Annotated in this window: 15 protein-coding genes; all 15 read right to left on the reverse strand. The window is 35.1% G+C overall.

Annotated elements, in window-relative coordinates:
- Positions 1–22: 22 nt before the first annotated feature.
- On the reverse strand, positions 23–1,018 hold the full coding sequence (locus tag CZ225_RS13940) for a glycosyltransferase family 2 protein (RefSeq protein WP_077154505.1): 996 nt from the start codon (positions 1,016–1,018) through the stop codon (positions 23–25).
- Positions 1,000–2,196 (reverse strand): O-antigen polymerase, encoded by a 1,197-nt coding sequence (locus CZ225_RS13945; RefSeq protein ID WP_394334021.1) that lies wholly within the window; start codon positions 2,194–2,196, stop codon positions 1,000–1,002. Before CZ225_RS13945 ends, CZ225_RS13940 begins: the two co-directional genes overlap by 19 nt.
- Positions 2,197–2,412: 216 nt before the next feature.
- Complete coding sequence (locus CZ225_RS13950; RefSeq protein WP_077154507.1) at positions 2,413–3,504, reverse strand: polysaccharide pyruvyl transferase family protein; 1,092 nt, start codon at positions 3,502–3,504, stop codon at positions 2,413–2,415.
- A 17-nt stretch (positions 3,505–3,521) separates the two neighbouring features.
- Positions 3,522–4,370 carry an SDR family NAD(P)-dependent oxidoreductase gene (locus CZ225_RS13955; RefSeq protein ID WP_077154508.1) on the reverse strand — a complete coding sequence of 283 codons (849 nt, stop codon included), beginning with the start codon at positions 4,368–4,370 and terminating at the stop codon, positions 3,522–3,524.
- A gap of 16 nt (positions 4,371–4,386) precedes the next feature.
- Entirely contained in the window at positions 4,387–6,141 is a 1,755-nt protein-coding gene (locus tag CZ225_RS13960; protein WP_077154509.1) for a thiamine pyrophosphate-binding protein, read from the reverse strand.
- Positions 6,142–6,231: 90 nt separating this feature from the next.
- A complete protein-coding gene (locus CZ225_RS13965) occupies positions 6,232–7,776 on the reverse strand; it encodes an MATE family efflux transporter (RefSeq protein WP_077154510.1) in 1,545 nt (514 codons plus the stop codon).
- 121 nt (positions 7,777–7,897) lie between these two features.
- Positions 7,898–9,019 carry an MraY family glycosyltransferase gene (locus tag CZ225_RS13970; RefSeq protein WP_077154511.1) on the reverse strand — a complete coding sequence of 374 codons (1,122 nt, stop codon included), beginning with the start codon at positions 9,017–9,019 and terminating at the stop codon, positions 7,898–7,900.
- Between the two features lie 35 nt (positions 9,020–9,054).
- Entirely contained in the window at positions 9,055–10,188 is a 1,134-nt protein-coding gene (locus tag CZ225_RS13975) for a chain-length determining protein (RefSeq protein ID WP_077154512.1), read from the reverse strand.
- 12 nt (positions 10,189–10,200) lie between these two features.
- Complete coding sequence (locus CZ225_RS13980) at positions 10,201–12,615, reverse strand: SLBB domain-containing protein (protein ID WP_077154513.1); 2,415 nt, start codon at positions 12,613–12,615, stop codon at positions 10,201–10,203.
- Between the two features lie 122 nt (positions 12,616–12,737).
- Complete coding sequence (locus CZ225_RS13985) at positions 12,738–13,292, reverse strand: UpxY family transcription antiterminator (protein ID WP_077154514.1); 555 nt, start codon at positions 13,290–13,292, stop codon at positions 12,738–12,740.
- Positions 13,293–13,649: 357 nt separating this feature from the next.
- Positions 13,650–16,169 carry a beta-galactosidase GalB gene (gene galB / locus CZ225_RS13990; RefSeq protein WP_077155834.1) on the reverse strand — a complete coding sequence of 840 codons (2,520 nt, stop codon included), beginning with the start codon at positions 16,167–16,169 and terminating at the stop codon, positions 13,650–13,652.
- A gap of 18 nt (positions 16,170–16,187) precedes the next feature.
- On the reverse strand, positions 16,188–18,260 hold the full coding sequence (locus tag CZ225_RS13995) for a glycoside hydrolase family 20 protein (protein ID WP_077154515.1): 2,073 nt from the start codon (positions 18,258–18,260) through the stop codon (positions 16,188–16,190).
- On the reverse strand, positions 18,260–20,587 hold the full coding sequence (locus tag CZ225_RS14000) for a glycoside hydrolase family 20 protein (RefSeq protein ID WP_077154516.1): 2,328 nt from the start codon (positions 20,585–20,587) through the stop codon (positions 18,260–18,262). The genes CZ225_RS13995 and CZ225_RS14000 overlap by 1 nt, the downstream gene beginning before the upstream one ends.
- A 37-nt stretch (positions 20,588–20,624) precedes the next feature.
- Entirely contained in the window at positions 20,625–23,216 is a 2,592-nt protein-coding gene (locus CZ225_RS14005) for a beta-mannosidase (protein ID WP_077154517.1), read from the reverse strand.
- Positions 23,217–23,293: 77 nt separating this feature from the next.
- Entirely contained in the window at positions 23,294–23,458 is a 165-nt protein-coding gene (locus tag CZ225_RS23700) for a hypothetical protein (protein ID WP_159441772.1), read from the reverse strand.
- Between the last annotated feature and the right edge of the window lie 15 nt (positions 23,459–23,473).

The raw sequence follows: 23,473 nt of genomic DNA on the forward strand, positions 1-23,473 counted from the left end.
AATAATATATAAAAATTCCATACTATCTCAAATTAGTATAGAAAAGATTACGTATAAATAAATATAATGAACGGTACAAAGTTCCTAATAATTCAGATTTCCCATACAGATATATAAAATAATATCTCAATCGTCCCAATCGATTTATCTCAATTCTTTTCAAATGCTTAGAGAAAATTTCATTAGACAATGCTTTAGACATAGAAGGTCTACCTCCATCTTTCAAAAAAGAAAAATATTCACCAACTAAGAAATAAGAAATGGAATTCTCATAACAAGAATTATCAATATGGTTTTTACTTAGAAAATCTATTACCCAATTAATATATTTCAAACGTGCATTTGCCGTTTTCATATTACGATCATTTACCATAGACTCCTTCCTTTGGATATAATGATAAATGTAATGATCTACTATCGAATATCTTAATTTACCAATATTAATCATCTGAAAGTTCGTTATAACATCTTCACCAATAGTTATATCAGAAGGAGTATCTGTTTGCTTAAAGATTTCAGTTCTTATTAATTTACCCCAAATAGTCGGTCCAAATGTCTTATTTAATAAATTACAAAACATACTTTCCTTATCAATTCCATATTGAAACTCATTCCGGATTTTATTTATAATATACCCTCGCTCTGTTTCAACCCAAAAATTAGCTACAACAATATCTGCTTTTGAAACAAACTGTTGATTAACTAAAACTTCAATAGCATCAGGTGTAATAATATCATCAGAATCAACAAAAAATAAAAATATGCCACAAGCTGCATTAGCACCAGTTTTTCGAGCTTCAACTAATCCCTCATTTTTTTTATTAATAACTCTGAAACGATTATCCTGTTTTATATATTTTGCTATTATATCTCCAGAATTATCTGTACTACCATCATTTACTATTATTACTTCAATATTCTTATATGTTTGTAACAAACAACTCTCTAAGCAATCACTTAGAAATTGTTCTGAATTATAAACTGGAACTATTACTGATATTAATAGATTTTGTTGCATAACAATTTACGAGATAACAGTGATAAATAAATAAGAAATGACGAAATTATAAGAGAGAACACTATAAATTTTAGAAGAAAAAATGCAGAACTACGAACCATATATACCGAAAAACCACTAATTATAATATACAAAAGAGCAGAATAATATGACAATCCAACTCTACTTCGTAATACAGCTATCCAACGACCGAAAAAATAAGGTATTATAAGAGTTCCTAATAAGCCAAAAGCTAAATAAATATCTGCAGTAAAATTAGTACCCATTCCACTAGAAGAGCCTATATAATTCGTGAAAATTTCCGCTGAATTAGTTTGTTCAGATGTTAATCCCCAAGAAGATACAATACTTTGTAAGAATGGTATAACTGATAAAATTGGAGCTAACGAAGATACTCCATAAGTACACCCTTCTGAATTTACTATATCAACAGCTAAAAAAGTATTAGTTCCTGGAATAAAAAGATCTGAAAGAAGATAGTAATATTCACGATCTGTTTTTATTTCAGAACCAGCTCTTAATGATTGAAACATCCACATAACAACAATGCCAACAGCAATAAATCCTAACAACTTAATCAGAGGCTGCCTTTTTATCAATACACAATAAGAGATTATTATAGACAAAGCAATAAGCATCGCATTCCCCCTACTTCCAGAAAACAAAAAATGTAACATTACAATGATAGAAAGGAGAAAAACAGCCCAACAATAGTGATAATTTTTATTTTGTTTTTTATTCCACATTTCGTTAAAATTCATAATAGGAAAAATAGTCTGAATAATTACCAAAAGATATGAATGTATTGCAGATTCTCCTCCATACCCCATATATATATTTCTATAATTTTCAAACCCTCCAGCTAGATAATAAAATATATACAAAACAAAAGAACATATTAAAAATAAAGTATTAGGAATTCTTTTATAGTTATGCACATTAATTTGCCTCTTAAATACAGGTAAATATAAATTCCCTATATAAAAACTTATTATAACTATTGTAGACACACATACTCCAGCATTAATACAATCGGTATTATATGGTAGAAAAAAAGAAAAAAGATATGGATTATCCTCATCAAAAACCAATAAAGGATAAATATAAACTAACAATGGATATACACATATAAATATAGGCTCATACTCAAAGTAATTAGTAATTTTTTTTCCTTTCAAATAAAAATATGTAGCCAAAACATATATTATAAAAATCTGTAATATATATTGATGTGAATATGATAATGGAGAAAAGAAATAAATTATGAGTATATATATCAATAATAGATACAAATACATTTTATAATTATTCATACAAATAATATCAAACAGAAATTTCTTATCTTAATTCATATAAACAGAAAATAAAATATTTTCTTATTTTCATTCAAACATCTAAATATTAGATGCAAAATAAGTAGATGTTTTCATACGTTCAGATTCTAGTATTTGATCCACTTGCGAATATTCTATAAATCTATCATATACCTGCTTGATAAGCTCTGGAGTTTCTGCAATTCGATTTGTTAGATTCATTTGTATCAATAAGGAACTTAATTTTTCTTTATTCGAGTCACGAATTAATACACAAAACTGACTTTTTGTAATAATAGAAAAGATCGTTCCATGAAATGTATCCGTAATAACATAATCCGCCTCTTTAAACCAAGCTAAGACATCAAAAGGAGTAGTAGGAATAACAGCTTCATCACACCAAGAATAGGTACAAAATATAGACACTAATTTCAGTTTCTTAGATTTTGCAAAGTTTACGATAGCTTGTACTTCGCTTTTATTTTTTATACGTCCATGATAGGTATAAACTACCATATATTTATATGGATACGAAATTCTCCCCTTCTGTATCTCATCTCTGTAGCCATATATCAAAACAGGGTCCAAATGTTGCTGAGGCACTATTCCTACGATTTTTTCAACTATATTAAATGAATGTTTGTCTCGAACTGATATTGCTGACATTTTCTTCATAGTATCTCCTATCTCCTTATCAATGCCCAACTCTATTAATTGTTCAAAAGAAGTATGTCCAAAAGAACCTGCATATGAAATAATCTTTTGAGCGTTAGGAATGTCACCATACAATTGTAATGTATATCCCCAAGAAGAAACTTGGCAACAATTAAAAACTTCATCACTACCGATTACCACGACATCTAAAACATTATGTTGTTTATCCATTTCTAAAAAATAGAAATTACTTTCTATACTTGCATAAACCTTTTTCATAAAATAATGCCCCTCAATTTTTTTAAGGAGGTCACCTTTAAAAAAAACTTTAACTACACTCCTAATCCTAGAAAATAACATCTGCTTATAGCCAGGAAGAGCTTTTCCTTTCTTTATATCAATAAAATATACTTCATCTGCTCCATTTCGAAGCAAAATTTGTTTTAATGCGTATGCTTGCAGAAAAGAACCATAATTCAAAACTTTCTGCATAGACAAAATTCCTACATTTTTCCCCATATCAACTCTAATAATATTCAAATTTCACCTAAAGGACAACTCAAATGCTCTCCCGCATCACAATGTATAACCTCTCCAGATATGCACATTGAGGCTTTACTTAATAAAAAGCACACTAATTCTGCAACTTCTTCAGGTAAAAAGATTCTCTTCGATGGACAATTCCTACCAAAATCACCATTACTAGGTTGGGCATATTTTTTAGTCATATCAGACATAGTAACTCCAGGAGCAACTGCATTCACACGTATACCCCTCCCATATACTCTTCTAGACAAAGCTCCAGTTAAGCTATTTATTGCTGTTTTAGTGAGTCCATAAGGTAAATCATAACATTGATTACCTGTTAAAGACGATATTAAAAGCAAATTACCGCTTGTTTCTTCTAATAATTTCATTTCAATATAAGCTTTTGCTAAAAAATAATTTGCCCTAAGATTTGTATCAAATTGTTCATCAAATCCTTGTATAGTAACTTCCTGAAAACTAGATTCATGTAGAGCAATACCAGCATTACTAATAAAACAATCTATTGGATTTCCAAATAAGTCTTTACACTGTTTTAGGAAACAACTACACTTCTCTACTTCCGAAATATCATGAACAATATATTGGCATTTACCTCCCAGTTTTTTGCAACTATTTTCTAATACATCCTTATTTCGTCCAGCAATTATAACATTTGCTCCTTCAGATATACATTTTTTAGCCATGTAATATCCTAGTCCATGCCCTCCCCCTGTCACTACTACAGGCATATCTTTGAGTATACCGCCATAGTTGATTTGTGCAATTTCAACATACACGTTAGGTCTAGATTCTACCAGGATTTTTTTTGCTAATTTTCTCAATAGATTATGCCACATATCACTTGATTTATTACTATTTCTGAGATATTAACCCTATCAATGATTTAACTTTTTTTTGTCCTTTATCACCCAAAATTTGCTTTGCAATATATTTTCCCTTTCCTTTTACATTAGTCTTAATATTTAAAATTGCTTTCATTGCCTCAATCTCATCTACTTCATTTACAAAAAGCTCAAATAAAATAGGTTTATTCATTATTTCTGACACAACAAATTTATTATATGCTTGTTCAAACTCTATTTTACTAGATGCAGACATATATTCAAAACCTAAATTCTCTGCATAATTTTTCACTAGCATTCTAGACTGATTACCGAAGTGACCTGATGCTGCCACATAAGGATCAGCATGTTGACCTAAATAATATCCAGCATTAGCCGGTAGATTAAATTCCACACCACGTCCATTATTTATTAATAATATTCTAATATTATTTCCAACATGTTTATTTCCAAGAACATTCATGTCATAAAAAAACGCTAAATCACCAAATATTCCAAAACAAAGTTTATTATTATTAGCTAATGAAGCACCAAGCAAGGCTGATATACCACCATCTATCCCGAACCCTCCAACATTACAATTAGATTTAACAGTACGAGATAATTCAAAGAAGTTCCATGAACGTAAAGAGTTTAATATACCAAAATGAACTACTGAATTTTCTGGAATCAACGGTGCCAACATCGAAGCTACCCAAAGATTTGAGAAAGGAAGTTGAGGAAGTTTTTTCCGTATAACCTCATCTTCTAACAAACACTCCTCCATAAAACTATCAGTCCCTATTGCGTTTTCTATTGTATATTGCTTAAAAAAGACCCGTTCAGGCATTTCGAAAACATACTTCAATTTTCTAAATGTATCTCGTATTTCACCATCTTCGCTTACTCTCCACACTTCTTTTGGTTTCAATCCATTAACTGAATATTGATTACCAGAAACCTCACCAATATGAATTAATATATCCAAAGCACATAATTCGGACTCATACTGCTCTTGTCCAGCAACGAGGGAAAACATCACTCTATACTTACCCATATAATTACTTGTCTGATCACAAAAGACTACAGCATTTCGAGAAAAACAGAAATCATCCAATACCCTTGTTTCATCCATACTCCATTTTTTATGAGAACCAACAAATACACCAATTTTACCTTCTTTCATAACAGGAAATTGATCATTCAAATTTACTCTATCTATTTTGCGCACGTTAGGTAAATACTTTGCAGAATAATCAGTGCAACTTTGCAATGGTAAATTAATATGGACAGGACCACCACCATGACGCTTCAATTCTAAAATAGCCTTATTCACATCTATTTGACAATTATATAAATCTACATCTTCTTTTATAAAAGGAAGTTGGACACTTAAACGTGCTATATCCTTAGGTAAAACACTCCGATCTATAATTTGCTCTAAAAGATGCCCTACTCTAGTTGAACTAATACAAGTAATCGCTAAAATCGGAAGTTTTCTATAAAATGCTTCTGTCAAACCAGACATATAATTACGTGAAGCAGTAGCACCTGTACAAGTTATTACAACAGGATCTCCTGTCTCTTCCGCTAATCCACAAGCTATATATGCAGCAGAACGTTCATCCACAGAAGAATAGATTTCAAAAAATGGATCGGATTGCATACTCACCACTAACTTTTGATTTGTTGTCCCAGGAGAAGCTATAATTCTTTTTATACCATGAGCTTTTAAAAGAGACAGAACTATTTGAACACTTTTATCAGTAGAATAATGTATCTCCATATTTTTATATTAAATGTTTATATCTATAAAAAAATAATCCTATTATCACTGGATCATTCTATTTTTTTTACACTATCTATATTTTTACTCCTATCTAAATAATAAGAAATTTCCTAAAAGTTGTCGTACTTTAGTAGCTATTTTAGCTTTTTCATCTACTTCTAAGCCAATTATATAAATAGATACCATTATAGAAACTGTACTCATAATCAAGACTAGTATTAATCGACTAATCGTATCCATCAAAAAGTAATACAATAAAGACGGAAAAATTATTGCGAGAATAGTTACTGGAATAATCCTAAAAATTACTTCTTTCATAAATTGCATTATAGGGAAATCCAATATGGATTTCAATACATAAATTCTCAAAAAAACAAGTATAGAATATATAATTATAAAAACAAAATAGGTAGTTTCAGGAGGAAAATCAAAATAAAAAAGTAGATAAGATAAAGGAAACACCAAGCAACCCACACCACTGATCACCAGTGTATATAACTTAATATCTCCTGTCGCCATTGCGGCAGTAGCAGACGTATTACCCAATAAATTTATCATTGTCCCTATTAAGGCTAACCTCACAAAAATCACAGTATAATCAGGAACAGTTTTAAGCCAAAGTGATAAAATACAAGGAGTCTCAATTATACAAGGAATAGCGATAAACAATGCTAAAAAATATGAGAATCTTGCTCCTCGACAAATAAGTTTAAACATCGATTCTCTTTCTTGTTTAGCATAATATTTAATAATCTGTGGATTTAAAGCTGTTGCGAAATTTGTTACAAATTGATTCATAACATTTTCTATTTGTACAGTTATTCCACGAGCAGCATTTACAGTTATACCAAAAAATAAATTAAGCAAAATATTTACGCCTTGAGTATTAAAGGCATATGCACTATTAGTAAAAAAAGCCCAACCCGAAAAACAAAACATTCTCTTTAAAAGAGTCTTATCACATTGCCATTCAAAACTACATTCATCAAAATGTTTTCTACAATAAACTCCATAAACTACACGAATAATAATTGCAACAATAACTAATAAAACAGCATAAGATTCAAGTTTATCAAAAGGAGAAAAAAAAAGAGAAAAAACTATTAGCAGTTTTAGAATTGCCTCTATAATACTTACATACGCAAAAGCTTTCATATGCTCATGAGCAATAATAACCGCATTATATGGTACATAGAGTAAATTCAGAACCAATGTAATTATGGAACAATGAAATACCCAATTAGCCGCAACTATACGATCTACAGGAATATTCATTTTATTATTAAGAAACCAAAGTCCTCCTATTTCTGCTATAACAACAAGAATTAATGCTAAAACGATCTCAATAATTACACAGGTAGAAAATACTTTCTTTAGTTTATCTATATTGTTATAACCCAGTTCAATTGTAATAAACCGACTTATAGCTGATGATAAAGAATTTGAAATCATAGTAAACATTATCACCATTCCTCCAACAGCATTATAAATACCATAATCGACAACTCCTATAACTTCTAAGATAATACGTGAAGCATAAAGATTTACTAGTATTAATATCAGCATCCTAAAAAACATGAATACTGTATTCTTAGCAATACGCCTATTATTTTCTGCTGTATTTGAAGTCATTAAATTAACAATCGAAACACTAAATGGCAAGATATAGACTTCAAACTTTATCGACTATAAATAAAATCAGACAAGTCTAACAAGACAAAAATTATCTAACTCAAGATATTAAATATTCTCCTCAATCTATTTTTCCTACGAGTCGTCGTTTAGAACGCCTATTTTTTAACTTATCCCAATACAAATTCAATCCGACCCAAATAATAATATCACCCAATAACATTATAGTATTATTAATATAAGGCATTAATAATATATTAGATGCGCTAAAAAGACATGACATAAACAATAAACTAATCATTGCTTTACGAGGTGATAATCCAATAGCCAATAATTTATGATGAATATGATTTTTATCTGGCTCAAAAGGGTTCTTACCGTTACGAATCCGTACTAACACAACACGAATAACATCAAATGAAGGAATTATCAATGTACTAAAAGCAATTACAAAAGCACCTTCAGTATAAGAAATTATATTAGGATTTACCTGACTATATTTTATTGCTAAGAAACTGAGAGTATATCCCAAAGTAAGACTCCCCGTATCTCCCATAAATATCTTCCGCGCTCTTTCAGCACTGCCAAATACATTATAATAAAAGAAAGGAACTAACACACCGACAGTACTAAAAGCAAGCATACTATAAACCCATAGACCTTTCTCGATAAATAACACTCCAAGCACTAAAAGAGCAACACTACTTAATCCAGAAGCAAGACCATCAATCCCATCTATCAAATTAATAGCATTTGTTATAAAAACAATACTCAAAACAGTAAACGGAATACCAATCCAACAAGAAATGGCATGAAGCCCAAACAGTCCATAGAAATCATTAATCCATAATCCTGCTACAGGAAACAAACATGCACAAAATATTTGAATAAGAAATTTTTGTCGATAACGAACACCTACTAAATCATCAGCAATACCAATTAAGTACAGCAAAGTCATACCAGATATAAAAAGTAGACATTCAGGTAAAATATAAACTGCAGGTAAAGCAGATATACCATAACCTGTTAAAGTTCGTAAGGTTAATACCACACAACAGGAAAATAATATCGTAGGAAAAAAAGAAACGCCTCCCAAACGAGAGATAGCACGCTTATGCACCTTTCGCTCATCGGGTATATCAAACAGCTTTTTACGCATTGAAATCACCAAAATACGAGGTATTATGAGCTGTGCAATTCCTACAGAAATAATGAAGGCTATAAATATAAAAATATAATTCATACAAAGTATTCTTTCAAAGAATGAAATTTTTAATTTTATCCTTTAATTTCTTTTTTTAATTTCTTCAGAAAGTTTTTCCCTATTAAATACCAACCAATAGTAGCACTAACCGAAATTAACATAAAGAATAAAACATAAATTTTAATTCCGATACCAGAAGGTTTCAAAGGAATAACAGCAGGTTCAACTATTGCAAAAACAGGTTTCTCCTCTTGTACTTTAGCTCTAGCAACCTGTAACTGATTAGCAACTTGACTATATACTTGATAAGCTAGACTCATTTCATTCTGTAACCGTTCTTGTTCAACATGTACACTTTGAAGAATCAAATTATCATGCGTATCTACATAATTAGCATATTTTTTCTGCGCTATATAATATTCTTTTTGACGATCTTCAAATAATTTCTCAAGATAAACACAGTTTTCCTTAGCCTTAAACGTTCGATAATCCGTGATATATTCCTGCAACTTACGAATAACAGAATCCGCTACTATAGCTGTAACTTGAGGATTTTGCAATGTTACAGATATGCTTGTTATAGCAGTTTTCTTATCTACAGAAGCTATGATATTTTTCTTTAAATAATCAATTTTCTTAAACTCCTCTTTTGTTAATTCAATTGTTCTTCCTCTTAATGAATCTATAGATGATAACTTTTCATCACCTAATAATAATTTTACTTTAGTAATTAACTCACTTGGAAATCCAACAACATAAATCCACCAAGGAGAAGACTGTTCATCTAAATATGACTCTAAAGTCATTTTTTCATTCATATCAGATGAAGAAGGCACTTCCATACTAAACAATTCTAATAAGAAAGGGGTTGAGGAAACAATATCTGATGAAAGAGAGACATTCAGCGCATCAATTCCATCCCCCATAGCAGCTGATCCACTTCCCAAAAAAGATGCTGCAAGTCCTGCTAATCCCCCTCCTTCTTTTCCATTTCCCATCTCAGGTGAAAGTGCTACTTTAACTGTATATTTTTTAGGAATACTTAAAGCGATAATCAGACCAAGTACTAAACCTATAAAAGCTGCCTTATATAATATCTTACGAATAAGTATAATTTTATGTAAAATATCAATTAAATCAATTTCTCGTTCCTCTTTCACTATATTTGATTTAAGATTTAACTCTTCATATGATTGATGTTCGTCCATTTTACTAGCTGATTATTTTTTAATTAAGTTAGCCACAGAAGCAATCATCATACCCAAAGAACTAAATGAAGTGGCATAACCCAAGATTTCACCAACATTTGTTTTCTTCTTTGATTTACTTGGAACTATAATCTCACAACCTGGTTCTATCTGTTTCTTACCATTGCCTTTCACTTTAGTAACTTGACCGTTCATGTAAACAATAAACTTCTTGCTCTTCTTTGCATTATCAGAATAACCACCTGACTGGTTTATATAATAATCAATATCTTGACCAGCAAGATAGGATACGGTATTAGGAACCATTACAGCACCGTCAATCGATACAGTATTTGTATTCTTAGGTATAGATATGATATCGCCTTCACGCAAAACAAGATCGGCATTACTCTTTGGGTTCTTTAATGCTTTTTCCAAGTCGATACCTACAGTAAAAGTATTTTCCACTTCAATACCCAAGGAATCAATCATTGCCTCTCCTAATTGACGACGCATCAACCGAATGACATCTGCCATACGTTTCTTCTCACTAGCATTGGCAATACGAGTCAGTTTAGCTCCACGCAGATAAGCATAATTAGTAGCCCCTCCAGCTTTGTTAATCAAATCTGACAAACGTTCTTCACGACTAGTCAAGGCATAAGTACCATCAAATAAAATTTCTCCTTCAATGCTAACATTCTGTTGGGCTTGATAACCAGGACTACGACGTACATAAACTTCATCATAAGGCTGAAGGACAAAACCAGGCTGGCCATCTATTACAAAGCCATCTTTTAAAGCAAAAGAAAACATTTGACCAATAGTATCATTATCTACTGTACTACGGGGATTCTTTATTCTACGTGAAACATCTACACGAACTGTAGAAGCTGCTTCACGTAAGCCACCTGCTTGAATAATCAAATCCTCCAAAGTCATGTTATCTGCATAAGGATATGAATTTGGTTTAGCAATTTCCCCATGCACTCTTACATTGCCTCTATCTTCAAGATCATGAATACTCGGAATATAAAGAATATCATTTTTCAATAAAGCAATATTGGGAGCAGTTCCGTCCATAATAGGCTTGATATCCACTGAAAGAACTTCTGTTGTCAAGTCTTCACGTTGCCGATAAAGTACAGCACGGTTCAGAAAAGCATCTCCTGTCAAGCCTTGAGCTTCATTTACCAGTTCGCGAACAGTGTTCAATTTGCCACTTAATTGATAGATACCCGGACGATAAACAGCTCCACGAATCTCCAACTTATTAGTAAAACGATTCAGGATAGCCTCAGCAGTCACAACATCACCATTACGCATCTGGTAAACACTATAGTCTATGTCTTTCACTGTATTTACTTCGTATTCCTGACCATTCTGACGTACTACACGTAAAGAACGGGTAAAAGCATCAGCATCAAAACCTCCGGCATACTTTATCAAAGTAGAAAGTGGCTCATCCTTTTTCATTTCAAAACGCATCGGACGTTTCACTTTACCGCTAATCTTAACCAGAACGTCATAAGCAGGAACAATGACAACATCTCCTTCCTGTAAACGGATATCATCTTGAGCATTGCCCTTCATGATAAATTCATATACATCAATCGTTGCTAACTTCTTGCCGTTTCTTACTAGTTGAACATTACGCAAACTTCCGATATCACTCACTCCACCTGCACGATAAAGAGCATGAAAGACGGTTGAGAAAGAAGAAAGTGCATATGTACCGGGCTGAACAACTTCACCCATGACATTAATCTGAATAGTACGAATATTACCTAAAGTAAGACGAATGTCCGAACTGGGATCAGTCGCATTGTTCAGACCGTTATATATCTTGTTCAGGGATTTCTTTAGATAATCATTAGCCTCTGAAACTGTCAGTCCACTCAGATATACAGGACCAATCTTTTGAATATTAATGGTTCCATCAGGAGAGATCTGCTGACGAATAGTATTCTGGCTGGCACCCCAGATATCAATGATTACTTCATCACCAGGACCTAAACGATAATTAGGAGGAGTAGCAAGATTAGAACTAGGTTCAAAAGTCAGGTTCTTTGTATTGAAAATATTTCTGCCGAATACTTGATCTTCACGAACTAGGTCTTGCGTAGTAGGCTGATCCTCCAACATATCGGAAGTATTTTCCTTCATTTCCTCACGCAAACGAGATTCATTGATATCTGTACCAGTGGATTTAGCTGTATCCACATTGTTCTGTTTTTCATACAGCTCTTTTACACGCATCGCCTGTTCTTTAGTCACACCTTTGCGTGCCAGTTCAGCAGCCATTTGCTTCTGTTCTTTGCCTTGCTTGATACCTTCCTTCACATACTCAAGTACTTGCTGATCACTCATGGTTTGAGCCATGAGTAAAGAAGTACTTCCTAGCATCAAAGCAAATAGAAATACGCTAAAAAGTTTTTGTATTTTCATCGATAATTAAAATTTCCAATAAATATGAAAAGTACTTTTTGTATGGATGTAAAAAAGCAGGACTATTGAAAAATAGCCTTCAAATACATCACATGCTGTACAGAAAAATTAAAAAGATATGATTAATTGATTTTCTCGCAATACCATTTGGGAATGTGTAGCATAACACCAATAGTAGCCAAAGTAACGACTACATAGTAGCTTTTTTTGTATTGCGTAAGTTTACCTTCGAGTCCGGCAAACGGGCCACGGATTACCCGGACTGCTTGTCCTGGGCGGGCTTCAGCTGTTGTTGTATCAACATAGAGAGTTCCTTTGTAATTCGGATCACAGATAGCACGCAATTCCAACATTTCTCTATCCGGAATCTCATAACTCTGACGTGTACTACGATCTCGTATAATCAGAAAAGGAATAGGACATCCTTCAATTTTCTCTAAGAACTCTTTCTCCGTAAATGTTTTCTCAACAAACAATAAATTATGAACAGCAGGAGTGAGTTTACGATGCTTTTTGCCATCCAAAGTCTCTTGCTCTGTATAGCGCATCGGAATAAAATAGTTTATTCCCCTTTCTTCCAAAAATTTCCCCAAATGTTCTTCTTTACAATAGAAAGTTTGTATGGCATACCATACACGTTGTTTTTCTATTTGCTGGTCGTTGCCACGCTCATTCATTATCTACACCATCCCCTAGTTTTTTATTAGATTTGTTTTTACGTTGATCCTTTTATAGCATCTTAAAAGACAAAAACGCCCTGACATCCATAAACGAAATTCATTTATGAATCAGTAGCGCATCTCTTAAGGATTTAGCCTTTTTATCTTACCTCCATATAAGAACTAAGGTTCATAGAGGAACGGATACAGTACTAAAACGCTGCAAAAGTAATACAATTTAATCAAAGAACATACTTTTATCACTTTAATTTTATCGGATAGGATGTTAATCTACTTTTAGATACTAAAGAAAATCCCTCTAAGTACGTTTCAATGAAATACTTAGAGGGACATTTATTAAAAAAAATATTTTTCTTATTTTACACTTTCTAAAACACTTTCAAGGTTCAGGATACCTTTTTTCAATCCTTTGGCTGTAGCTTCAAGTATAATCTTGCCAGATTGCTCCGTCGAAGAAACAATAGCAGTCATCATACCATTAAAGACTTTCATCTTCGGATTTTGGAAAGATTCTAAAGAGGCAGCATTTCCGTTGGCTCCAGCACGATATGTTCCGGCTCCTTTCACTTTAAAGCTAATCTCATGAGAAGCCATCGGACAAAGATTCCCTTCTTTATCTACGACTTTTACTGTGACGAACGAAAGGTCTTTTCCATCAGCTTCTATCCTATTACGGTCAGCTATCAACTCTATATGATCTGGCTTTCCTGCTGTATGGATCTCTTTTTCGGCTACAGCTTTTCCATTTTTATCATACGCAACCACTTTGACAGTTCCCGGCTCATACTTTGTATCCATCCACATCAATCGATAACGAGCCTGACGTTTTAAGTTCATAATAGAAATGGAATCGGCACTATTGTCTATTGTCACTGAAAGGTCTTTGGTACGTTTTCCCTGACTCTTGCCATTTATGAATAATTCTGCCGAAGGATAGTTAGTATAAACAAAAACCGGAGTTACTTCGCCTTCACGACCTTCCCAATTCCAATGTGGAAGGATGTGCAAGGTTTCTTTTCCTTGATTCCAATGACTGCGATAAAGGTAATAACGGTCTTTAGGCAAGCCTGCCAAATCGATTATACCAAACAATGAAGAGTGACTGGGCCAATCTGAATAATAAGGTGTCGGTTCACCCAGATAGTCGAAACCTGTCCACACAAATTCTCCAATACAATAAGGTAAATCTTCGTGCTGAATAAAATCATCTTCTGGAAGATTGGACCAGGAACACGATTCTACATCGTAGGATGAGGACTGATGATCGTCATATTTCTTCATCCACTGACGAGTGACAGGAAATTTGTATATACCACGAGCACTGACTGTTGAAGCCGTTTCACTACCCAATACAATCCGTTGAGGTAGTTTCTTATAATTCTCCTGATATTTATGAGGACGATAATTAAATCCGGGAACATCCATCACTGCTGCCATATTATTATTGACCACAGCATCCGGTGCATCCATTCCTTGTGTGACAGGACGAGTCGGATCCTCACGATGACAAATATCTTGTAAGAAAAGAGACATTTTAGCTCCTGTTCCACCTTGCCATTGTTCGGGTACTTCATTTCCGATGCACCACATTACTACACTCGGGTTATTACGATAATGATATATTAAATTAGTCAGGTCTTTTTCCACCCATTCATCAAACACATGATGATAACCATTTGCGACCTTGGTTGCTTTCCATTCGTCAAAAGTTTCAGCCATTACCATGATTCCCATTTCGTCACAAGCTTTAATCAATTCCGGTGCCGGCATATTATGAGAGGTACGAATAGCATTACAACCCATATCTTTCAGAATACGAATCTGACGACGAATAGCCGCATCATTGACAGCAGCACCCAAAGGACCAAGATCATGATGATTACACACTCCTTTAAAAACCGTTCTTTTCCCATTCAGATAGAAGCCTTTATCAGGAATAATTTCAATAGTACGTATACCAAAAGTTGTGGTATATTCGTCTTTCAGCACATCTCCTTCGTAAACTTTGGAGTTTGCCTGATAAAGATTCGGAGTGTCCGGACTCCACAAAGCCGGAGAGGTAACTATAAGTTCTTGACTAAATGTATTGTCATCAAAGCAAGTGCCTTGTTTCTCATTAGTAGCTACCACTTTACCATTCTTATCCAACAGATCAGTCACAATACGGTACTTATCAAAGTTTTTATCAGTAGGCACTACAAGCTTAGTCTTCAGGTTTACTTTTGCATAATCGTCTTTCACTACCGGAGTAGTCAATTGTGTACCCCATGTCGGGATATGTACATCTTCTGTGACTACCAGATGTACATTTCTATAAAGTCCTGCACCGGGATACCAACGGGAAGATTCCGGTTGATTCTCTAAACGGACAGCTAAAATATTAGGCACTCCTTCTTTCAAATATGGAGTAACATCCAAATAGAAAGAATTATAACCATAGGGCCAATAACCGGCTTCTTGACCGTTCACGTAAACACGAGCATGACTCATAGCACCGTCGAAAATAAGCGTAGCTCTTTTTCCTTTCGTAAAAGAAGGGGCTTCAAACTGTAACCGATACCAACCGACTCCCACAAAAGGAAGTCCTCCGGTACGTCCGGCGTGTTCCATTGCTTCTTTTTGTCCATCTTGCGAGATAGCTGTTATTTGTTTATCATTATCTATACCAAATGGCCCGTAAATAGCCCAATCATGAGGTACTATAACTGATTGCCATTTAGTGTCGCTATAACCGGGCTGAAAAGATTCAGTATTGTCTTCACGCGTAAACTTCCATCCTTTCTCAAAAGTGTATGAAGTACGTACTTGCGCATTCAACACTGAAAAGAAAGAGAGAACAACCAATCCCAATAGTACTTTAGTTTTTATTATCATAAACATTTATTTTCTATTTTATTTCACTACTATTTCATCTGTAAAAATCCATCCGCCATATTCTTCTCCAGCACCTGCCTGATAACGAATATAACGTCCTTTGATTTCTCCTGTCCATGAGATATTCTCAAATCTGATTGCAGTTTCTTTATCCACATTATAAGTCTGTTGCTTCAACTCAGTAAAGTTAATACCATCATCGGATATGGAAATAATAACAGATACAGGAAGGAAAACTTCCGCCCCCACTACTTGCATAAAGTCTGCTGAAACAGAATGTATTACTGTTTCTACCTCCATATCAATTGTTACGTCCAACCGATTTTTGGAAATAAATCCCTGCCAGACACCATCTCCATAAGTCCAATCTCCACGTATACCATCCGTCAGTGACAGATCTTCCCTGCCCGGATACGAAGCATTATATGGAGCATTATAAATTACTTTCTTCCCTAATGCCAGATGAGTGATTGGTTTAGAAGATTCAGGACGGCTTCCAATCTCATTTTTCAAATCGAAAGGAAGGTAACCTTTTATTTGTAAGTCCGCAACAGCTTTCAAAGCACGGACATGAAAGTCCGGCCATGACTTACGTTCGGGAAATGACCAAGCAACTTCTGCTAATGCCAATATACGAGGATATATCATATATTCTACTTGTTCGGCAGCAGGAATATATTCAGTCCATAAATTAGCTTGCGTACCATACACCAACTTTGCCTGTTCTACAGACAGAGAACTAGGCACCGGATCATAAGAATATACCTTCTTTAATGGTAAATATCCTCCGATAGCTTCGGGTTGAGAATAAGGGGCATCCTGATAACTATCCAGATAGCAATATGTACCTGGAGTCATAATAGCACGATGACCTGATTTCACTGCTGCTAAACCTCCTTCTTCACCTCTCCAAGACATGACTGTAGCATTTGGTGCCAAACCTCCCTGAAGGATTTCATCCCATCCTAATAATTTACGTCCATGGGTATTCAAAAACTTTTCAATACGATGAATCAGATAACTCTGTAATTCGTCTACACTGGCAAGCTGTTCTTCCTGCATCCTTTTTTGACACTTCGGACATATTTTCCATGCTGCTTTTCCGGCTTCGTCTCCTCCCACATGAATGTACTCAGATGGAAAAAGTTCCATTACTTCCATCAATACGTTTTCCAGAAAAGTGAAGGTTTCTTCATTCCCTACACAAAAGTCTGCATTCTTATAGGGTTCACCTGCACATGATAATTGCGGATAGGCGGCCAATACTTCTTCTGAATGAGCGGGCATTTCTATCTCCGGAATAACTGTAATATAATGTTGGCGGGCATAGGCTACAATTTCCCGAATATCTTCCTGGGTATAATACCCTCCGGAAGCTCCCGGTTCGTCAAAGTGAAGGTATTTACGATCTCCATTCCACCATTTCTTCCAGTTGGCATCTGTACGCCATGCGGCCAATTCTGTTAATAAAGGATATTTCTTTATTTCAATTCGCCAACCTGCCGCATCTGTCAGATGCAAATGTAATCGATTGATTTTGTAGAAAGCTAAAGCGTCTATCTGTTTCTTAACAAATTCTTTAGAAAAGAAATGTCGGGAGACATCAAGCATAAATCCTCGATATGCAAAGCGTGGAGTATCCTTTATATCTACGGAGGTTATGCTATATCCCCTGCTTGAAGGTTCCGACAATTGTAATAGTGTCTGGATACCATAAAAGAGACCTACTCCCGAAGTTGCCTGTATCAGAATCTGTTGAGGAGTAACTGATAATGTATAGCTTTCCGGAGAAGACAACAGATCATTTTTCTCTGTTAGCAACAGAGAAAGAACATTCTGCTTATCTTTCTTTTTCCCTCTCTTGAATTGTAAAGGAATCGTTTGCAGATAACTTTCGAGAAGTTGTGCTTCTTCTCCTCGTAGATTTGTATAAAGCTTTGTTTTCTCTGATAGTAAAAAATAGCCCGTACCCTGCTCCATGGTCAATGGTATAGGAATTACGGACTGTGCATGGAGGGGATATGTCTGAAAACATATCCCCAATAACCACAAGAAAAGACAAGCTTTAAAGTATCTTTTCCATTTATCCATTAATCAATTGTGATTTCATCTACAAACAAGAAACCAGGATTTCCCTTTCCACCATGCCATTCCGGAATCTGTCTTTCGGACAGAGCGATAACTTTTACGTATTTAGCTTTCACCGGAGTGAATGTCAGTTTATGTTCATAGATACCATTTTTGTCTGTTTCCTTCATAACCGGATATTCTTCGGAAGCTACTTTGGTGAAGTTTGTACCGTCTTCTGATACTTCTACAGAGAATCCTCTTGCATCAAATACCCAGTCACCCTTTTCTACACAAGTAGATATAGCAACACTTGAAATCTCTGTCGGTTGCTGAAGGTCAATGGTCACATCCATATCATTCTTGTAGAATGCAATCCAACGTCCGGTCTTATAGTTGCCATTTCCTTTCAGACCATCGACTAATGTAGTAACTCCTTTGAATTCGTATTGCTTATTGACTGGTTGATTAGCAACGATCGGCTTCATGCTGGATTTACTAAAATTAATTTTTTCTGAAACAGTACGGCTGTTTCCGTTTTTACGAACTGCAATCGCTGTTAATGTTCCATTCTCTTTTATTTTCAATGTACCCTCATATAATGGAGATGTTGCAGTAGGTTCTGTGCCATCCAAAGTATAATGAATAGGGGCATTGTCAATTGTAGTCAGCGTAATATCCAATGTACCGTCTGTAGGATTCGGAGTAAATTCAGCTGATACATCAAACACAAATTTTGCATAATTGTATCCTTCCGCATCATACCATTTAATCAATCGGGGAAGACGAGATAAGAAATCAGCATAATTCTTTTTATCAGACATGGTCCATTGAACTTCACTCAATGCAGCCCAACGAGGTAACACCATGTACTGAGCGTGTGAGAAAGTAGGAATATATTCTGTCCAAAGATTAGCCTGTACACCTATAATATGTTTCTGTTCTTCGGGAGTAAGTGAAGAAGGCGTAGGTTCATAGCCATATACCTTTTCGATAGGCACGTAACCACCGATACCCAACGGTTCATTTTCTACATCTTTAGTCTGGTAATAATCGAAATAAAGATAAGTATTAGGAGTCATGATTACATCGTGTTTTTGCTTGGCAGCTTCAATACCACCAGCTTCTCCACGCCACGACATAACAGTTGCATTAGGAGCAAGTCCACCTTCCAAAATCTCATCCCAACCAATAATCTGACGACCATGCTCATTCAAGAATTTCTCCGCATGATTGATTACAAAGCTTTGTAAACGTTCTTCCTTACTATGTTTTTCATCAGAGTGTAGACCTAACGCTTTGATACGTGCCTGACATTTCAGACATTTTTCCCATTGTGTCTTCGGACATTCGTCACCTCCGACATGAATATATTCTGAAGGGAAGATTTCCATTACTTCAGTCAGTACATCATCAATAAATTGCAAAGTCTTATCATTTCCGGCACAAAGCACATTGTCTGACACTCCCCATATTTTCCATACTTCATAAGGACCGCCTGTACATCCCAATTCCGGATAAGCAGCCAGAGCAGCCTGCATATGTCCCGGAAGGTCGATTTCTGGAATCACTGTAATATAACGGTCAGCAGCATAAGCTACAATTTCTTTAGCCTGTTCTTGAGTAAAGAATCCACCATAAGGTTTACCATCATATTCACCGGAATTACGTCCGATTACTGTTTCTGAACGTTTAGAACCGATTTCCGTCAATTTTGGATATTTTTTAATCTCCAAACGCCAACCTTGGTCTTCAGTTAGATGCCAATGCAAACGGTTCATGTTGTGCAATGTCATCATATCGATATAGGTTTTCATCTCATCTACTGTAAAGAAGTGACGTCCTACATCAAAATGTGCACCACGATAACTAAAACGCGGATAATCTTTAATGTCCACAGCCGGTAATACAATATCTCCCTCTATTACGATAGGCAATGATTTACGTAAAGATTGAATTCCATAAAAAACGCCAGCTTCTGTAGGTCCTGTAATTGCTATTCCATTACCTTCAACTTTCAATTGGTAAGCTTCCGGATTTTCTGATTCTAATCCTAATGATAATACAATTGCATTCTCACCTTCCGTACCTGCTTCAATAGCAAAATCTTTTCCGGTAGATGCTTTCAGATAATCAGCCAGAAACTCTGCATTGCGCTGCATCTTCTCATTTCCTTCCGGATAGAGAATCTTAACACCACTCTTTAGGATAAAAGGATTTCCCTGAGTCTCCACTACTTCTTGTGGCAATGGAATAATCTGATAATTGGCTTCTTGCTGCACTGATGACTTACAGGAGGCAAGAAGTCCGGCAATTGTAAGACAACCGGTTAATTTTAAAAACTGTTTCATAAAATAAAAAATTAGGGGTTAGTTAATAAATTTGTCTTTAATTATATGTTTCACGAATATGCTTAATGGTCAAGGGCAGCTTCTCTCCTTTCTTTATTGAAGTAGAGGTGATGACAACCGTCTTATGTTCTCCCGGCAAAAGATCAAAGAAATTATCACTGAAGTGAGCACCTTGAAAAGGAACTTCAATGAAAACATCTTTTGCCAGTTTAGAGGAAGTAATGGTTAATTCACACTTTCCATCCGTCTGTTTCATCTTATAGCTGACTGTTGTTTGAGGCAGAAGTAATTCTTTCGTTTTTTTGAAATAATGAACCGATTCTGCCAGAGTATGACCTGATTTATCTTTAAGTGTCAATTGCAAAAAACAACGTTGAAGTTCTTCCTGGGTTAATTTCGTACTGAAATCTTCCTTGTAAACACATAAAGATGTATTGGCCGGAATAGTCAATGAATTTATCTGATTTTTCTTTCCTATCGGTTTTCCATCAAAATCGATCACTTTCATTTCCAGCTTCATTTGTTCCATGTTGTCTAACCGATCAGAAAGTATATAGATACATAGGCTGTCATTCTGCTGTATAGGATCAATCAAAAGTGGTTCAAAAGCACGTTTTGCCTCATAATGCAAAGCTTTCCAATTGCCATAATAGTCAATGCTTGACCAAGACACAACCGGCCAACTGTCATTCAATTGCCAATACATAGTACCCATACAGTAGGGACGATTACGACGATGAGCTTCCAGTCCATGACGTATCCCCTTGCCCTGCAAGACTAATCCGACATAAACAAAATCTTCAAATTTGTCGGGAACAACATAATCGCGTTCCATATAAGTACGAATCAATGCATTACCAATACTACTCTTTTGATGCGCATTCATCACTTTGGATTCAATCTGATAATCCTCAGGAGCAGCAAAAGTTGCTATGGTCTTCATTTCTGGGAATGACTGGAATCCAAATTCACTCATGAAACGAGGAATATCAGTATCTGAAGATTCAAAAGGTTTCTTGCCATACCAGACTCCCCAATTGTGGCTATCTCCTATTCCCCATGATTCAGGTCGTCCCCAATTTGCAAAATAAGGAGAACTGTGTACATAAAACCGATCGGTATCAAGTTTATTCACCATTGCAGGAAGTAATTCACGAAACAATTTGTCATAACCACTAAGCATTCCCTGATATACTTCGGGAGTAAATTTCTTCTGAAAGCCCCAATATTTTAAGGCTTCCAATATTTCATTATTACCACACCACATAGCTAAAGAGGCATGATTTCGAAGTCGGCGAATATTAAAATCAGCCTCCGTCTCCACTCTTTTCATAAAAGTTGGATCTGAAGGATAAGGGGTACAGGCAAACATAAAATCCTGCCATACCAGAATTCCGTTTTCATCTGCCAAATCATAGAAATAGTCGTCCTCATATACTCCTCCTCCCCATACACGCACAATATTCATATTTGCCTCGCGAATATCACGAAACAAAGTTTGATAACGCTCCGGAGTAACAGAAGGTAACATAGCATCCTGAGGAATATAATTGGCTCCTTTGGCAAACATGGGAATGCCATTCACTTCAAAATAAAAGGATGCACCATCTTTATCTTTTTCATTTACTACACGAATAGTACGCAAGCCTATTCGATGGGACTGTGCGGCAACCACCTTTCCATTAGCAAGAATCTGAGCAGAAAAATCATATAATGTAGGTTTGCCCCAGCCATTGGGCATCCAACGAACAGGTTGGGATATTTCTACAGGAATAGCAATATGATTGATTCCGGGCTGTAGTATGACTGATTGCTTCTCTTCTGTAACATTAGTTCCATCCAAAGAGACTTTAATTTCAACTTCTGCTGTTGTTTCCTCAGAGATATTGTCGATAATCAATTCATTGGATAAGCTTGCAGCCTCATCCGTCAATGACATCTGTTTTACATGATAATCAGATATCGTTGCAACATCGTAAAAACGAAGTGTTACCGGACGCCAAACACCACTCGTCACCATCCGTATTCCCCAATCCCAACCATAACTATATGGAGCTTTGCGAGTGAAAACACTTAGATGCTTTTCATGATGATCGTTGTCTGCAGGATAGTTGAATCCATTAGAATCATATTGAGGCAAAGTCTGGCGTATAGGTGAATGAAAGTGAATCTGCAGGTGATTTTCCCCTTTACGCAAAGTTGATTTTATCGGAAGGGTGTATCCAACGAACATATTATCCGCTTTTAATAACAAAGATCCGTTAAGATATACATCGGCATAAGTATCGAGCCCTTCAAAAATAAGTTGAGCTCCATCCCGCTTTAACTGATCCTCGGATACCATAAAAGCAGTTTTATACTCCCAATCTTCATTTTCTACCCATTGAATTTTCTCTTCGTTAGTCCCATAAAAAGGGTTAGGCAATAAATTATGATGAAGTAAATCCTGATGGACTGTACCAGGTACGGTAGCCGACATCCATTTATCTGTTCCTGCTTGAGAAAACTCCCAACCAGCGTCCAAAATAACAACATCTGAAGTATCGTTATTCTGTGCATATGCCATAGTGCAACAACATAGTAGTCCGCATGCTATTTTGGTCACTTTTCCTGTTAAATTTAAAATCATAGTGGGGGCATTAGATATTTAACGGAGTAAAGATACTGTTTTCTTGTCAAATCTTTACTATAATACATACAAAATTCTTATTTCACCAAAATTTCAGCCATAAAGGCCGAAGCCGGAAGAGAGGCTTGATTAACTAAATTAGCACGGGTAAAAGGTTGCCATCCGTATCGTACGTATCGTGGTTTCTCAAACATATAATAACTACGAACTTTTTCATTTTCTACCATTATAAGTTTTATCACTCCTAATCTATTTTA

Origin of the sequence: Bacteroides bouchesdurhonensis, from assembly GCF_900155865.1 — a bacterium.
GTDB lineage: Bacteria > Bacteroidota > Bacteroidia > Bacteroidales > Bacteroidaceae > Bacteroides > Bacteroides bouchesdurhonensis.

Excerpts from the sequence above, each read along its gene's own strand:
- CZ225_RS13940 (WP_077154505.1), bottom strand. The coding sequence starts at position 1,018 with ATGCAACAAAATCTATTAATATCAGTAATAGTTCCAGTTTATAATTCA.
- CZ225_RS13950 (WP_077154507.1), bottom strand. The coding sequence starts at position 3,504 with ATGGGGAAAAATGTAGGAATTTTGTCTATGCAGAAAGTTTTGAATTAT.
- CZ225_RS13955 (WP_077154508.1), bottom strand. The coding sequence starts at position 4,370 with ATGTGGCATAATCTATTGAGAAAATTAGCAAAAAAAATCCTGGTAGAA.
- CZ225_RS13960 (WP_077154509.1), bottom strand. The coding sequence starts at position 6,141 with ATGGAGATACATTATTCTACTGATAAAAGTGTTCAAATAGTTCTGTCT.
- CZ225_RS13965 (WP_077154510.1), bottom strand. The coding sequence starts at position 7,776 with ATGACTTCAAATACAGCAGAAAATAATAGGCGTATTGCTAAGAATACA.
- CZ225_RS13970 (WP_077154511.1), bottom strand. The coding sequence starts at position 9,019 with ATGAATTATATTTTTATATTTATAGCCTTCATTATTTCTGTAGGAATT.
- CZ225_RS13975 (WP_077154512.1), bottom strand. The coding sequence starts at position 10,188 with ATGGACGAACATCAATCATATGAAGAGTTAAATCTTAAATCAAATATA.
- CZ225_RS13980 (WP_077154513.1), bottom strand. The coding sequence starts at position 12,615 with ATGAAAATACAAAAACTTTTTAGCGTATTTCTATTTGCTTTGATGCTA.
- CZ225_RS13985 (WP_077154514.1), bottom strand. The coding sequence starts at position 13,292 with ATGAATGAGCGTGGCAACGACCAGCAAATAGAAAAACAACGTGTATGG.
- galB (WP_077155834.1), bottom strand. The coding sequence starts at position 16,169 with ATGATAATAAAAACTAAAGTACTATTGGGATTGGTTGTTCTCTCTTTC.
- CZ225_RS13995 (WP_077154515.1), bottom strand. The coding sequence starts at position 18,260 with ATGGATAAATGGAAAAGATACTTTAAAGCTTGTCTTTTCTTGTGGTTA.
- CZ225_RS14000 (WP_077154516.1), bottom strand. The coding sequence starts at position 20,587 with ATGAAACAGTTTTTAAAATTAACCGGTTGTCTTACAATTGCCGGACTT.
- CZ225_RS14005 (WP_077154517.1), bottom strand. The coding sequence starts at position 23,216 with ATGATTTTAAATTTAACAGGAAAAGTGACCAAAATAGCATGCGGACTA.